The organism is Ilumatobacter sp. (assembly GCF_965215205.1).
Lineage (GTDB): Bacteria > Actinomycetota > Acidimicrobiia > Acidimicrobiales > Ilumatobacteraceae > Ilumatobacter_A.
The window spans coordinates 2,585,013-2,600,169 of the sequence record NZ_OZ244049.1 but is presented as its reverse complement, the minus strand read 5'-3'; the positions used below and the strand labels follow the sequence as shown (position 1 = coordinate 2,600,169).

The following is a 15,157-nucleotide window of genomic DNA, read 5'->3' as shown; positions in this document are numbered from 1 at the left end:
ACCCGACGAGCACGCCGCGGTGCACGGGGACCGGGCGCGGCCCTCGTCGCGACGCGTCAGGTGGGAGGCCCGCGCCGCAGCCGGTCCTCGGCCGCGGCGACGGGGGAGTGCTCGCCCATCGCTCCCCACATCGTCTCCATCCACCAGGTCGCCCCCGCCGCCGCGTAGGCCGCCGGTGAGTGCTCGGTGTCGGAGCCCTCGACGACGATGTCGGCACCGGGCCGGTCGCCGGCCTCGATCCGCTCGCGCAGCGCGGCGACCTCGTCCAGGGAGGGCTGGCGCGCGCCGCCGTCCTCGAGCACCTGCGGGATCACGCCGTCCCACCGCAGGGCGCGCTCCATCGAGCGGGGCCGCCCGAGCGCTCCCACGCACCAGATCGGGACGCGTGGGGACTGCTCGACGTGGCCGATCGTGGGGAAGTCCGTCGGCGTCACCCGGTAGTGGACCCCGTCGTGGTCGACGGGCTGGCCCGCCCACAGACCGCAGACGATCTCCAGGCACTCGTCCATGAGCTCGGCGCGCACCCTGCGGTCGCACTCCTCGCCGAAGGCCTCGAACCCCGAGTCGGTGGCCCCGAGGCCGACCGAGAGCACCGCACGACCGCTCGACACCCGGTCGACGGTGGCGACCTGGCCGGCGAGCTCCCAGGGTCGCCGCCGCGAGGGAGGCGTCAGCATCGTCCCCAGCCGGATGCGCGACGTCCGCACGGCGGCGAGCGCGAGGGAGATCCAGGCGTCGACACCCCACACGGGCTCCCACACGAAGAGCCCGTCCCACCCCGAGTCCTCCGCGACCTCGGCGAGGTCCGCGACGTCGAGGGCGTCTCCCCACGGCACCACGAAGCCGGATCTCATGTCCCGACGGTACCCGAGCTCCCGGTCGCCCGCCGGGGTCGGGGACCGCTCCGGGAGAGGCCTGGCCCGGCCTCGACCGTGGCCGTCCCGACGGCGACGTGGCGCGCCGGATCGGGGCCGCGGCGCGGGTCCCACGGAGGGGGAGGGAACCCGAGCGAGCACCGCGGCGGCGGGGGTACGGTCGCCGGATGCTCTCCACGGTGCTGCGGTCCGCCCACGAGGTCGCGGAGATCGTCGAGGCGCACGCCGACGACGCCGAGCGCGACCGGCGGCTGCCTCCACCGACGGTCGCCGCCCTCGTCGACGCCGGCCTCATGCGGATGTGCGTCCCCGCCGCCTACGGCGGTCCCGAGGTCGACCCCGCGACGATGGCGCGGGCCATCGCGGCGGTGGCCCACGCCGACGGCGCGGCCGGGTGGTGCTCGATGATCGCGTCGACGACCTCGTCGCTGTCCGCGTTCCTGCCCGCCGAGACCGCACGGGCGATCTACGGCGACCCCGAGGTCGTCACCGGTGGCGTGTTCGCCCCCGACGGCGAGGGCACGACGACCACGACGGGCGACCACGCCGGCGTCGAGGTGACCGGGCGGTGGGCGTGGGGCAGCGGGACCCAGCACTGCCGGTGGATCCTCGGCGGCGCCCGCTGCGACGACGACACCTTCCGCCTGTGCTGGTTCGCTCACGACGACGTGACCTTCATCGACACCTGGCACACGGGCGGGATGCGAGGATCCGGGTCGCTCGACTACTCGGTGGACGGTGCCTTCGTCCCCGACGAGCGCACCATCCGCCCGGGCGTCACCCGGCCCGTCGTCGACAGCGCGCTCGCGCGGTTCCCCAACTTCACGCTGCTCGCAGCGAGCGTGGCCGCGGTGGGGCTCGGCATCGGTCGCCGGGCGCTCGACGAGGTGGGCGACCTCGCACGCGCCAAGCGCCCCCAGTTCTCCGCGCGGACGCTCGCCCACAGCGGCTACACCCAGGTCGAGTTCGCCCGCGCCGAGGCCTCCCTGCGCGCCGCGACGGCGTTCCTGGACGACGAGCTATCGGGTGCGTGGGACGCCGTGGTCGCCGGGGACCCGGTGAGCCTCGACCAGCGGATCGGCATCCGCCTCGCCGCCACCCACGCGGCGACCGCCGCGGCGGCCGCGGCCGACACCGCGTACACCCTCGCCGGGGGAGCCGCCGTGTACGACACGAGCCCGCTCGGCCGCTGCGCGCGCGACGCCCACGTCGTCACCCAGCACATCCAGACCGCACCGAAGCTGAACGAGAAGATCGGGAGACTGCTGCTCGGCCTCGACGACGACGTGTCGATGTTCTGAGCCGACGGCTCGGGAGCCGAGCCGGACCCGTCGCGCACCCGTGGGCCGGCTCCCGGCCGAACCCGGAGACGCACGGCCGGGTGGGAAGGCGGTCGACGTCGACCAATAGGTTGCCCCCATGGTCCGCACCGTCGACGACGTCCAGCTCGAGACCGTCCGCGTCGAGCGCGACGGTCACGTCCTCACCGTCACGATCGATCACCCCTCCTCCGACCTCAACGCCGTCGACGCGACCCTCCACGGCGACCTCGCCGAGCTGTTCGGCGCGCTCAAGCGCGAGACGAGCGCACGGGCGGTGGTGCTCACCGGGGCGGGTCGGGCGTTCTCGGCCGGCGGCGACATGAGCTGGTTCCCCCGCCTGCGCGACGCAGACGCGCTCCACCGCCTGCGGGCCGAGGCCAAGCAGATCGTGTGGGACGAGCTCGACGTCGAGATCCCGATCGTGTGCGCGCTCAACGGCCCGGCGGAGGGCCTCGGCGCGTCGGTGGCGCTGCTGTGCGACGTCGTCGTGATGTCGAGCGCGGCCACCATCCGCGATCCCCACGTCCAGGTCGGCCTGGTCGCCGGAGACGGCGGCGCCGCGATCTGGCCGCTGCTCGTCGGTCCCCTCTCGGCGAAGCGGCACCTGATGCTTGGGCGACCGCTCGACGCCGACGAGGCCGTGCGCCTGGGCGTCGCGAGCGAGGTCTGCGCCCCCGAGGACGTGGCCGCCGTCGCGCGCCGGTGGGCCGACGACCTGGCCGCCCAGCCCCCGCTCGCGCTGCAGGGGACGAAGATCGCCGTGAACCAGCAGATCAAGCAGGCGCTGCTCACGAGCTTCGATCTGTCCACCGCGCTCGAGATGCCGTGCTTCGCCTCCGACGACCACGCCGAGGCGGTGTCGGCCTTCGTCGAGCGGCGGACCCCGACCTTCCACGGCCGCTGAGCACGACCGCACCCGACCTGGAGCGCCGGCGCGGCATCTGCCACCATGGCCCGATGACGACGATCCAGGATCACGAGCGCCCCGGTGTCGAGTCGGCCGACGGCGGGCGCCTCGTGGTCGACCTCCTCGATCCCGAGCTGTACCGCGGTGACCCCCACGAGGTGTGGGCGTGGATGCGCGCGAACGAGCCCGTCTACCGCGACGAGCGCAACGGGCTGTGGGGCGTCACCCGCCACGCCGACCTGCTCGACGTGGAGCGGCGCTCGACGGTGTTCGTCTCCGGCCAGGGCTACCGCGCGCTGTGGTCGCCCGGCGAGATCAACATGATCGCCCAGGACGACCCCCGCCACCGCCAGCAGCGGATGCTCGTCCAGGGCGACCTGAACAAGCGCTCCGTCGAGTCGCGCCGCGCCGAGGTCGACGAGCTGGTGCGCGACGTGCTCGACGGCGCGCTCGCCGACGGGGCGACCGAGGTCGAGGTCGTCGAAGCGATCGCCGGGCAGGTCCCGGCGCGGCTCACCGCCCGGCTGCTCGGCTACCCCGAGTCGCGCTGGCGCGACCTGAAGTCGTGGTCGGAGCGGCTGATGCGCACCGACATGCGCGAGCGCGACGGCGCGGTGTTCCGCGACTTCATCGACGCGAACACCGAGTTCGTCGGGGCGCTCGGCGAGGTCGCCGCCGACAAGGTCGCGAACCCGGGCGACGACCTCATCTCGCGGTGGTTGCACGGACGCATCGACGGCGAGCCGCTGCCCCCGGAGGCGATCGCCCACGAGGTCGGCCTGTTCATCTCCGGCGGCGCCGAGACGACGCGCACCGCGATCTCCCACGGTCTGCGCGCCTTCGTCGACCACCCCGACCAGTGGGATGCGCTGGCGGAGGACCCGTCGCGGGTCCCCGGGGCGGTGGAGGAGGTCCTGCGCTGGGTGACGCCGCTGAACAACATGTTCCGCCGCGCCGCCGCCGACGATCGCATCGGCGACCAGCCCGTGGAGCGCGGCGAGCGGATCATCCTGCTGTACCCGTCGGCGAACCGCGACGAGGCGGTGTTCGACGATCCGTCCCGCTTCGACATCTCCCGCTCCCCGAACCCCCACGTCGCGTTCGGGTTCGGGACCCACCTGTGCATCGGGACCCACGTCGCGCGCGCCACGCTCGCCTCGGTGCTCGGCCAGCTCGCCGGGCGCGTCACCGACCTGCGTGCGGTCACCGAGCCCGTCGTCGAGAGCAACATCTTCGCCCGCGCCGTCGTCGAGTTCCGCCTCGGCTTCACCCCCCGCTGACCACCCGTGCGCCGCGACCCGTGACGCGGCGCGGCGCGGTTTCGACGGTGGGGGGCGGTGGTGACTAACGTCACCCCCATGACCGACACGGCGAACACGACCAGCGAGATCACGAGCGTCGCGGCGATCGTGCGGGTGCACGCGGAGCAGCGTCGCGACCACGTCGCCCTCGTCCAGGGGGACCGCCGCCTCACGTGGTCGGAGCTGCGCGACCGCGCCGCCCAGGCCGCGCAGGCGCTCAGCGCCGCGGGCGTCGGTGACGGCGACCGCGTCGCGTTCCTCGACAAGAACGGCGTCGAGCACTTCGAGATCTTCTTCGGCGCGGCGATGCTCAACGCGGTGTGCGTCGACGTCAACTGGCGCCTCGCCGCGCCCGAGGTCCAGTACATCGTCGACGACGCGGACGCGAAGGTCCTCGTCGTCGGTCCCGACTTCGTCCCGATCCTCGACGAGATCACCGATCAGCTCCCGACCGTCGCGAAGCAGGTCGTGATCGGCGGGTCGGACGGCCGCTACGACGACTACGCCGAGTGGATCGACGCCCACCCGGCGGACGACCCCGGCACCGAGTCCGCCTCCGACGACACCGCGTTCCAGCTGTACTCCTCGGGCACCACCGGGCGCCCGAAGGGCGTGATGCTGTCGAACGCCAACTTCTTCAGCCTGCTGCCGATGGCCAAGGAGATGTGGGAGCTCGGGCCCGATTCGATCAACATGACCGCGATGCCGCTGTTCCACATCGGTGGAGGGGGCTGGGCGGTCGCGGGGATGTACGAGGGCTGCACCTCGGTGATCGTGCGCGAGATGGACCCCGCGGCGCTGGTGAACCTGATCGGCGACGAGCAGATCACCCACGCCTTCCTCGTCCCCGCGGTCCTGCAGTTCATGCTGATGGTCCCCGGCGTCGAGGACGCCGACTACTCGAGCCTGCGGGTCTTCGTCTACGGTGCCTCGCCGATCAGCGAGGAGGTGCTCGCGAAGTGCGTGCAGATGTTCGACCCGGTCAAGTTCTGGCAGGCCTACGGCCTGACCGAGACGACGGGCGCGGTGGTCAACCTGCCGCCGGAGGACCACGACCCGAACGGGCCGAACAAGCACCGCCTCCGCTCCTGCGGGGTCGCCGGTCCGGGGGTCGAGCTGAAGATCGTCGACGAGGACGGCGAGTCGGAGCTGCCGACCGGCGAGGTCGGCGAGATCTGGATCCGGTCGCCGCAGGTGATGAAGGGCTACTGGAACATGCCCGAGGCGACCGAGGAGTCGGTCACCTCCGACGGCTGGTTCAAATCGGGCGACGCCGGCTACCTCGACGAGGACGGCTACCTGTTCATCCACGACCGGGTGAAGGACATGATCGTCTCGGGGGGCGAGAACGTGTACCCGGCCGAGGTCGAGAACGTCCTGATGAAGCACGACGCGATCGCGGACGTCGCGGTCATCGGCGTCCCCCACGAGAGGTGGGGGGAGACCGCGAAGGCCGTGGTCGTGGCCGCCGAGGGCGCGACCGCCGACGACGGCACGGCGTCGGACATCATCGCCTACGCGAAGACCCAGCTCGCCGGGTTCAAGTGCCCGACCAGCGTCGACTGGGTCGAGGCGCTGCCGCGCAACCCCACCGGCAAGGTGCTCAAGAAGGACCTGCGCGAGCCGTACTGGGAGGGCCGGGAGCGACGCGTCGGCTGACCGTTCCCCGGGGCGCCCGCGGCGGCCGCGCGCCGCTCGCGCCGTGGGGTCGGCGACCCCGTGACCGTGGGCTCCCTCGTTCGTCGCGGGGCGCCGATAGCGTCGATGTGTGACTTCTCCGGGAACCCCTTCGACGCGCGACGACCTGCGCAACCTGGCGATCGTCGCCCACGTCGACCACGGCAAGACCACCCTCGTCGACGCGCTGCTGCACCAGTCGGGCGCCTTCCGCGCCAACGAGGATGTCGCCGAGCGGGTGATGGACTCCGGTGACCTGGAGCGCGAGAAGGGGATCACGATCCTCGCCAAGAACACCTCGCTCACCTGGAACGACCGACGCAGCGGCGACGACGTGACCCTGAACATCGTCGACACCCCGGGCCACGCCGACTTCGGCGGCGAGGTGGAGCGCGCGCTCACCATGGTCGACGGGATCGTCCTGCTCGTCGACGCCGCCGAGGGCCCGCTGCCCCAGACCCGCTTCGTGCTGCGCAAGGCGCTCGCCCGCCACCTCCCGGTGATCCTCGCGATCAACAAGATCGACCGCGACGACGCCCGCGTCGAGGAGGTCGTCGACGAGGTGTACGAGCTGTTCTTCGACCTCGGCGCCGAGGACCACCACATCGAGTTCCCGATCGTCTACTGCTCGGGTCGCGACGGGTGGTCGACCCAGGACCTCGACGTCGCCAAGGCGATCGTCAAGGGCGAAGCGGAGCGGACCGACCTCGAGACCTTCGTCGAGGTGCTGCTCGACTCGATCCCCGCCCCGACCTACCACGAGGGCGCCCCGCTGCAGGCGTGGGTGACCAACCTCGACGCCTCGCCGTACCTCGGCCGCCTGGCGCTGCTGCGGGTGATGGAGGGCACGCTGCGCAAGGGCGAGTCCGTCGCGTGGTGCAAGCGAGACGGCACGGTCGCGCGGGCGAAGATCGCCGAGCTGTTCCTCACGCAGCACCTCACCCGGGTCCCCGTCGACAGCGCGAAGCAGGGCGACCTGGTCGCCGTGGCCGGGATCGACGACATCTTCATCGGCGAGACCCTCGCCGATCCGGAGAACCCGATCCCGCTCCCCGTGATCGAGGTCGACGAACCGGCGCTGTCGATGACGATCGGGATCAACACCTCGCCGCTCGCCGGGCGCGAGGGCAAGAAGCTCACCGCCCGCCTGCTGAAGAACCGCCTCGACGCCGAGCTCGTCGGCAACGTGAGCATGCGCGTCCTGCCGACCGAGCGACCCGATGCCTGGGAGGTGCAGGCCCGCGGCGAGCTGCAGCTCGCGATCCTCGTCGAGCAGATGCGGCGCGAGGGCTTCGAGCTGACGGTCGGCAAGCCGGTCGTGCTGACGAAGGAGATCGACGGCAGGTTGCACGAGCCGGTCGAGCGCGTCACGATCGACATCCCCGACGAGCACATGGGCGCCGTCACCCAGCTGCTCGCGACGCGCAAGGGCCAGATGCAGAACATGGGCGGCACCGGCTGGGTGCGCCTCGACTACCTCGTGCCGGCGCGCGGGCTGATCGGCTTCCGCACCGAGTTCATGACCGAGACGCGCGGCACCGGGGTCATCTCGCACACCTTCGAGGGCTACGAGCCGTGGGCCGGCGAGATCCGCTCGCGCGCCCAGGGCGTCCTCGTCGCCGACCGCCAGGGGCCGGTCACCAACTACGCGATGGTCAACCTCCAGGACCGGAGCCAGCTGATGGTTAGCGCCGGTGACGACGTCTACTGCGGGATGATCGTGGGGGAGAACTCGCGCGCCGGCGACATGGACGTGAACATCTGCAAGGAGAAGAAGCAGACCAACGTGCGCGCCTCGTCGTCCGACGAGACGGTCAAGGTGACGCCGCCGCGCCTGCTCTCGCTCGAGGGCGCGCTCGAGTTCATCTCGGTCGACGAGTGCGTCGAGGTCACCCCGGAGAGCATCCGGATCCGCAAGGTCGAGCTCGACGCGACGATCCGCAACCGCGACGCGAAGCGTCGCTCCCACGCGAGCTGACGTCGCGCGGCGCCCGCCGACCGGCGCGGCGGAGGTGATCGGCCGTCCCGGGCCGGCTCAGTCGGTCACGAGGGCGCCGTCGTCGCCGTGGAGGTCGCTCGCCACGTTGTCCTGGTGGTGCAGCCCGGTCGCTCCCCAGGAGAGCAGGCCGACGCGGCACCGCTGCCAGTGGTTCCCGTAGACCTCGCAGTCGACGGCGCCGTCGGCGACGATGCACCCGCTGTCGCCGCCGGTCACGGCGTTGCCGTCGACGACGGTGTGGCGGCCGCCGTCGACGTGGACGGCGCGCATGGTGGAGGTGATCCGGTTCCCGTGGACGTGGGCGTCCTCGGCGTGATCGACGTGGATCCCCCAGCGCCGCCCCGACGTGACGCTGTTGCCGCGGACGGTGGACCCGGTCGTCGCGGCGACGCGGATCGCGCACAGGTGCCCCTCGAGCTCGTTGGAGTCGATCAGGTGGCCCCCGCCGCCGCGCACGTCGACGCCGATGTCGGCCCGCGTCCCGCTCAACGAGCAGTGCGAGACGTGGAGGCGATCGGACCCGATCGCGACGACGGCGCAGGCGGAGACCGCACGCACGACGACGTCGTCGGCCGACACCTCGATCGTGCCCGCCACCGTGCAGCCGAGGACGGTCGACCCGGGTCCCGCCGCCTCCACCAGCACCCGTGCGATCCGGCGGGCGTGGACGGGGGCGCCGCCGACGGTGAGGTGCTCGAGGCGCGCGCCGTCGCCCAGGCGCACGATCGGACCGGGCGGCACGATCGATCGTGGTCGGGCGCCGTCGACGTCGGACCCGCCCCGGTCCGTGTCGATCCCGGTGTCGGCGTCGGCGTGCAGGGTCGTGCGAGACGGCCCGAGGCCCCGCAGGGTGACCCCGGCGGGCACCGCGGCCGGGCCGACGTAGGTGCCGTCGCCGAGCTGCACGATGTCGCCGGCGACCGCACCCGCGAGCAGCGGCGCGAGCGGTCGCGGTCCGACGTCGGCCGCGTCGAACAACCCCACCGCGCGCTCGGCCGCGACCACCTCGACGCGCAGCACCTCGATGCCGATCGGATCCGCGTCGCCGCGCGCGTTCGACGACACCACGTGGAGACCGTCACCGTCCTGGTCCCAGCGCACGGGGTCGCCATCGGACGCACCCCCGCCGTCGGTCGGCGCATCGTGCGTCGGCGACCGTCGGACGTCGACCACCCGCCAGCGCACGGGGTCCAGCGCGGGGAAGCGGCCCCGCCCCGCGACGTCGACGACGAGCACCGACTCGCCGTCGGCCAGGTAGCGGACCTCGGCGTCGCCCCACGTCGACCACGGTCGTGCGGCGGCGAGGGTCGCGGCGTGGCGTCGGATCCAGGTGCCCGCCGCGCGCAGCGGGGCCGAGTGGCTGTCGGGGATCGAGCCGTCCGCGTCGGCGCCGACGGCGAGCAGCAGGTGCCCCCCCTTGGCGACCACCTCGGTCAGCAGGTCGACGACGCCGCGCCCCGTCAGCTGGTGCTCGGCGAGCTCCGCGCGGTTGAGCCCGAGGCTCGGGCCGATCCCGCGCACCAGCTCCCACGGCCCCGCGGTCACCTCGGCGGGCGGCTCGTGCTCGTAGCTGGCCACGATGTCGGGGGAGTCGTCGCGCAGGTCCGCCCGGGAGGCCCACCACCGGTCGTCGATCACCACGGCGGGGTCGAGGTCGCGCACGGCGCGCATCAGCTCGGCGGTCCGCCAGTGGCCGGCATCGCCGACCAGGTCGCGATCGCCGCGCAGGTAGGCCGAGCCGAGCCTCCCGACCAGGTCGACGACCTGGGCGCGCACGACCTCGGCCGCGTCACCGATCGGATCGCCCACGCGGGCCCCGGGGTCGGGTTCGGCGTCGGGGGGCACGGTGGCGAGGCTGTACTGGGTGCCGAACACGATGTCGCTGCGCTCGCAGGCGGCGGCGAACTCGGCGAGCACGTCGCGACGGGGGCCCCGCTCGGTGAGTCGACGCGGCGCCTGCGTGGCGTCCCACCAGGCCCACCCGTCGTGGTCGCGGGCGATCTGGATCGCGTACCCCGCACCCGCGTCGTGGGCGAGTCGGGCCCAGCTCTCGGCGTCGAAGTGCTCGAAGGTCAGCAACGGGACGAAGTCCTCGTACTCGTCGATGTGGCCCCAGCGATCGCGGTGGTGCGCGAGCACCTCGACCATCGGCGCCTCGACGGGTCGCGGCGCGCGACGACCCCGGCCCTCGTCGGCGGCGCCGTCCGCCACCGGGTCCCCGCCGAGGTGGAGCAGGTAGCGACCGGCGTCCGCGCCGATCGGCGCGAAGGCGGGGACCGAGGCGACGTTGGCGTGCACGAGGATCCCGAACGGTCGCTCATCCCACCAGGCCGGCATCGTCATCGGGTCGTGAGTCTCGCAGATCCCGCCCCCGCTTCCGCCGCCCCCGGCACGCGGTCCGAGTCGACCGCCGGATCCGGGTGGTGACGGGCCCGACTCGCGGGGCGCCGGGGGCGGCACCTAGGGTCGCTCGGCATGAAGCTGTCGATGATGATCAACTACTCCGGTGACTTCCACGCCGACGTCCAGCGGGTCGTCGAGCTGGAGGCCGCCGGACTCGACGTGGTGTGGGTGCCCGAGGCGTACAGCTTCGACTCCGTGTCGCAGATGGGGTTCCTCGCGGCGAAGACCGAGACGATCGAGATCGGCTCGGCCATCCTGAACGTCTTCTCGCGCACGGCGACCTGCATGGCCCAGACCGCCGCCGGGTTGGACCACGTGTCGAACGGCCGGTTCATCCTCGGCCTCGGCGCGTCGGGCCCGCAGGTGATCGAGGGGTTCCACGGCGTCGCCTACGACAAGCCGATGCCGCGGATCCGCGACTACATCAACGTCTGCCGGATGACGCTCGAGCGCGAGAAGGTCGTCTACGACGGCCCCACCGTGCAGGTCCCGCTCCCCGAGGGTGAGGGGACCGGGATGGGCAAGCCGCTGAAGCTGATCAACCACCCGGTCCGCTCCCGGATCCCGATCTTCTGGGCGAGCCTGATGGGGCTGTCGGTGAAGAACACCGCCGAGCACGCCGACGGCTGGATCCCGATCTTCTTCGATCCGGAGAAGTTCCACGACGTGTGGGGCGACGAGATCAAGGAGGGGACGTCGAAGCGCGACCCCGAGCTCGGTCCGCTGCAGATCTCCGCCGGTGGGATGGTCGCGATCGGTGACGATCTCGTCGGCGACGCGGCCGACGCGATCCTCGACCGCTCGCGGCCGAACGTCGCGCTCTACGTCGGCGGGATGGGGTCGCGCGACAAGAACTTCTACAACGCGATCCTGCAGAAGTACGGCTACGAGGAGGAGGCGATCGCGATCCAGGATCACTACCTCGACGGCCAGAAGGACACGGCCGCCTCGCTGGTCCCGGCCCAGATGCTGCGCGACACCAACCTGGTCGGGCCGCGGAGCTACGTGAAGGAGCGCCTCGCCGCCTACTCCGAGGCCGGCGTCACCCACCTCAGCGTCACCCCGGCCGGCGCCGACCCCGTCGCCACGATCGAGGAGCTCCGGACCCTGCTGCCGTGAGGCGCCGGGGCGGTCCGGTCCTCAGACCATCCCGCGCAGCCACCACAGGCTGAGCGCCCACGCGGCCGCCATCAGGGCGAACGCCGCCGCCGCCCACCTCCACGTGAGCTCGGCGACGACCTCGACCTCCTCGCCGAGGGTGTCACCGAGGGCGTCGCGGATGGAGTCGTAGGCGTCGACCAGCTCGTCACCGGTGCGCGCCTCGAACGCCTCGCCCCCGGTCGCCTCGGCGACGGCGCGCAGCGGACCGGGCTCGACGGGGACGGGGACGACGTCGCCCGTCACCGGGTCGACGATCGCCCCCGTGAGCGTCCCGAACGTGATCGTCGAGACCGGGACACCGGCATCGGCCGCGATGGCCGCACCGTCGGCGGTGTCGAGGCCGACCGTGGTCGAGCCGTCCGAGAGCAGGACGATCGCCCCCGGGGCGACGCCGTCGTCGCTCCCCGGATCGCCTCCGGCGCCGGTGGCCGACGAGTCCGCGAGGTCGACCAGCACGCGGGTCCCGACGGCGAGCGCGTCGCCGATCGCGGTGGACAGGTCGAGATCGAGGTCGTCGATGCGGCGGTCGAGCAGGGATCGGTCGAGGGTCGGCTCGACCTCGACGCGCACCACCCCGGCGAACGACACCAGACCGACCTCGACGTCGTCGTCGACGGCATCGACAAAGTCGCGCGCCGCCTGCTTGGCGGCGCTCAGCCGGTCGGGGTCCACGTCGGTCGCCTGCATCGACAGCGACACGTCGAACAGCACCAGGATCCGCCCCTCGCTGCGCGACCGCTCCGTGGTCCGCTCCACCGGGCGCGCGAGCGCGACGACGGCGGCGGCGAGGCCGAGCAGGTTCACCGCGGCGATCAGGTGGCGGCGCCACCGGGGACGGGCCGGAGCCACGCGCTCGAGGAGGTCGACGCGGGTGAAGCGCACCTGGGCTCGGCTCCGCCACCGCAGGGACGCGACGTAGGCGACGGCGAGCGCGATGACCACGAGCCCCCACCAGAGGCGTCCGGGGGCGAGGAAGTCGCCCGTCATCGCGCCGAGCTCGGGGTCCGCACGGCCTGGACCCGGCGGCGGCGCACGTGCCGCACGATCGACGCCAACCAGTCGTCCGACGTCGAGAGCTCGATCACCTCGGCGCGCGAGCGACGCAGGTCCTCCCGGCGGCGATCGAGGTCCTCGGCGGCCGCCTGCGCGAAGCGACGTCGCACGGCCGCGGTGATCCGCACCTCGCGACCCGCTCCGGTCGCCGGGTCGACCAGCTCGACCAGCCCGATCGGGGGGACGTCGTGCTCGCGCGGGTCGCTGACGACGAGGGCCAGGAGGTCGTGGCGCACGCCGACCCGGGCGAGCGGGTCCCGCCACCGGTCGCTCGCGAAGTCGGAGACCACCGCGACGAACCCCCGACGCCGCGCCAGCGCTCCGACGCGGTGGAGCGCGCCGGCGAGGTTCGCCGGGCCCGATCCCTCCGAGGGAGGAGGCGTGGCGACGGCGGAGAGGATCGCACGGACCTGGTCCCGTCCCGACCGGGGCGGCACGACGTGGAGCAGGGGGCCCGCCACTAGCACCGCTCCGAGTCGGTTGCGACCGCGAGCGGTCAGGAACCCGACGGTGGCGGCGGCGGCCATCGCGGTGCGTGCCTTGTCGTCGTCCTCGGTGCCGAAGTCCATGGCCGCCGAGACGTCGACGACCAGCCACGCGGTGAGGTCGCGATCGGCGATCTGGTCGCGCACGTGGGTCTCGTGGGTGCGTGCGGTGACGTTCCAGTCGATCCGGCGCACGTCGTCGCCCGCCTGGTAGGGCCGCGACTCGCCCGGCTCGGAGCCGTGGCCGGGGGTGAGGCCCTGGTGGTCACCGTGCAGCGCGCCGTCGAGGCGTCGGTTGATCGTCAGCTCCAGCCGCCGCACGCGCTCGGCGAGCCCGTCGGGGGTGGGCCCACGCACCCAGCGCCCGGGAGGTCGGCCGCCGTCGACGGCACGACGGTCGCGCTCGTCGGTGCTCGACGTCGGCCAGCGCCCGCGAGCGGCCACGTCAGCTCCGGGAGAACGCGTCGTTGGGCTTCGGCGAGACCCAGTGCGCCGGCACGGCGCCGAGGATGCGCATCACGACGTCGTCGGTGGTGGTGTCCTGCGCGAGGGCGTCGTAGGTCAGCAGCAGTCGGTGGCGCAGCACCTCGGGACCCACGTCGAACACGTCCTGGGGGGTGGCGTAGGTGCGTCCGCGCAGCATCGCGAGCGCACGGGCGCCGCGGACCAGGTTGATCGTCGCCCGCGGGCTGGCCCCGAGGGCGATCACCTCGTCGAGGTCGTCGAGGCCGAAGCGCGTCGGTGACCGGGTGCACTGCACCAGGTCGACCGCGTACTGGGCGACCGAGCGATCGACGAAGACGGAGTCGGCGCGCCGCTGCAGGCCGATCAGCTCGGGGAGGGTGACGACCTGCTCGCACACCGGGGCGGACGAACCCACCCCCATGCGGTCGAGGATCGTCAGCTCCTCGTCCGCGGTCGGGTGATCGAGGACGATCTTCATCATGAACCGGTCGCGCTGGGCGTCGGGCAGGTCGTAGACCCCCTCCGACTCGATCGGGTTCTGCGTCGCGACGACGAAGAACGGATCGGGGACGGGATGGGTCACCCCGCCGATCGTGACCTGCTGCTCGGCCATCACCTCGAGCAGAGCGGACTGGACCTTCGCGGGCGCCCGGTTGATCTCGTCGGTCAGCAGGAAGTTGACGAACACCGGCCCCAGCTCGACGTCGAACGTCTCGGTGCTGCCGCGGTAGATGCGCGTCCCGACGATGTCGGAGGGCAGCAGGTCGGGGGTGAACTGGATGCGGGCGAACGAGCCGCCGACGACACCGGCGAGGGTCTCCGCGGCGAGCGTCTTCGCGAGGCCGGGGACCGACTCGAGCAGGCAGTGCCCGCGGCACAGCACCCCCACCAGCAGGCGCTCGAGCAGGCGCGTCTGGCCGACGATCACCTTGCGCAGCTCGAAGAAGATGCGCTCGAAGGTCTCGGCGGTGCGTGCGTCGTCCATCGCCTCGGAAGGACGCAGGGCGAGCGAGCCCGCGGCGGCCGAGCGGTCCGGGGCTCGGGGACCGGCGGGAGGCTCGCTCATCGGGGTCGAAGCTAGTGGGCGTCGCGGCGTGGGCGCGGTCGTCGGGCGTATCGTGGTGCCGGTGGAGGCGGCATCCCCCGACGAGGACCTCACGGCCCTCTCCGACGAGATCGATCTCGACGCCGACGCGATCGTGCGCGAGGAGGCGGTCGCTCGCCGCCGGACGCAGGCGATCGAGGCCGGGCGCCGATCGGGCGGCCTCGCCGGGGCGGCGATGGCGGGTGCGATGATCGCGATCGGCGAGATCTACGTGGGTCCGCCGCGCGACGACGGGGTGGCCGTCGCCGAGAGCCCGGACGACCCGGGCGACATCGACCTCGACGGGATCACCGTCCACGTCGCCGGACTCGACGTGTGGGCGCCCCCGCCCGGCGATCCACGCGCCGCGCCGCCGGGCTGAGACCCGAGCGCGGTCGACGGCCGGGGGGTTCCGAGCGAGTCGC

General features: G+C 73.0%; 12 protein-coding genes. 7 read left to right on the top strand and 5 right to left on the bottom strand.

The window, feature by feature from the left end; translation table 11 throughout:
* Positions 1 to 56: 56 nt before the first annotated feature.
* Complete coding sequence (locus ACOOHC_RS12240) at positions 57 to 854, bottom strand: LLM class flavin-dependent oxidoreductase (protein ID WP_420450684.1); 798 nt, start codon at positions 852 to 854, stop codon at positions 57 to 59.
* Positions 855 to 1,042: 188 nt separating this feature from the next.
* Between ACOOHC_RS12240 and ACOOHC_RS12235 the strand changes: the two genes are divergently transcribed.
* From ACOOHC_RS12235 to typA, 5 genes are all read left to right on the top strand, one after another.
* Entirely contained in the window at positions 1,043 to 2,176 is a 1,134-nt protein-coding gene (locus ACOOHC_RS12235; protein ID WP_420450683.1) for an acyl-CoA dehydrogenase family protein, read from the top strand.
* Between the two features lie 118 nt (positions 2,177 to 2,294).
* Entirely contained in the window at positions 2,295 to 3,101 is an 807-nt protein-coding gene (locus ACOOHC_RS12230) for an enoyl-CoA hydratase/isomerase family protein (protein WP_420450682.1), read from the top strand.
* Between the two features lie 53 nt (positions 3,102 to 3,154).
* Positions 3,155 to 4,384: a cytochrome P450 gene (locus ACOOHC_RS12225; protein WP_420450681.1), complete on the top strand. Its 1,230-nt coding sequence runs from the start codon at positions 3,155 to 3,157 to the stop codon at positions 4,382 to 4,384.
* Between the two features lie 78 nt (positions 4,385 to 4,462).
* Positions 4,463 to 6,064, top strand: coding sequence for a long-chain-fatty-acid--CoA ligase (locus tag ACOOHC_RS12220; protein WP_420450680.1), 1,602 nt, complete (start codon positions 4,463 to 4,465; stop codon positions 6,062 to 6,064).
* Between the two features lie 109 nt (positions 6,065 to 6,173).
* Complete coding sequence (typA, locus tag ACOOHC_RS12215; protein WP_420450679.1) at positions 6,174 to 8,060, top strand: translational GTPase TypA; 1,887 nt, start codon at positions 6,174 to 6,176, stop codon at positions 8,058 to 8,060.
* Between the two features lie 57 nt (positions 8,061 to 8,117).
* Here the strand turns inward: typA and ACOOHC_RS12210 are convergent, their stop codons facing one another.
* Positions 8,118 to 10,424, bottom strand: coding sequence for an alpha-L-fucosidase (locus ACOOHC_RS12210; protein WP_420450678.1), 2,307 nt, complete (start codon positions 10,422 to 10,424; stop codon positions 8,118 to 8,120).
* Between the two features lie 132 nt (positions 10,425 to 10,556).
* Between ACOOHC_RS12210 and ACOOHC_RS12205 the strand changes: the two genes are divergently transcribed.
* A complete protein-coding gene (locus ACOOHC_RS12205) occupies positions 10,557 to 11,603 on the top strand; it encodes an LLM class F420-dependent oxidoreductase (RefSeq protein WP_420450677.1) in 1,047 nt (348 codons plus the stop codon).
* A gap of 21 nt (positions 11,604 to 11,624) precedes the next feature.
* Here ACOOHC_RS12205 and ACOOHC_RS12200 read toward each other — a convergent pair whose 3' ends face one another.
* The 3 genes from ACOOHC_RS12200 to ACOOHC_RS12190 are packed head-to-tail and all read right to left on the bottom strand — an operon-like array spanning position 11,625 to position 14,714.
* On the bottom strand, positions 11,625 to 12,632 hold the full coding sequence (locus ACOOHC_RS12200; protein ID WP_420450676.1) for a VWA domain-containing protein: 1,008 nt from the start codon (positions 12,630 to 12,632) through the stop codon (positions 11,625 to 11,627).
* The gene (locus ACOOHC_RS12195; RefSeq protein WP_420450675.1) at positions 12,629 to 13,627 is read right to left on the bottom strand and encodes a DUF58 domain-containing protein; all 999 of its coding nucleotides are present in this window, start codon (positions 13,625 to 13,627) and stop codon (positions 12,629 to 12,631) included. The genes ACOOHC_RS12200 and ACOOHC_RS12195 overlap by 4 nt, the downstream gene beginning before the upstream one ends.
* A 1-nt stretch (position 13,628) precedes the next feature.
* Positions 13,629 to 14,714 carry an AAA family ATPase gene (locus tag ACOOHC_RS12190; RefSeq protein WP_420450674.1) on the bottom strand — a complete coding sequence of 362 codons (1,086 nt, stop codon included), beginning with the start codon at positions 14,712 to 14,714 and terminating at the stop codon, positions 13,629 to 13,631.
* A 61-nt stretch (positions 14,715 to 14,775) separates the two neighbouring features.
* Between ACOOHC_RS12190 and ACOOHC_RS12185 the strand changes: the two genes are divergently transcribed.
* A complete protein-coding gene (locus ACOOHC_RS12185) occupies positions 14,776 to 15,114 on the top strand; it encodes a hypothetical protein (RefSeq protein ID WP_420450673.1) in 339 nt (112 codons plus the stop codon).
* Positions 15,115 to 15,157: the final 43 nt, after the last annotated feature.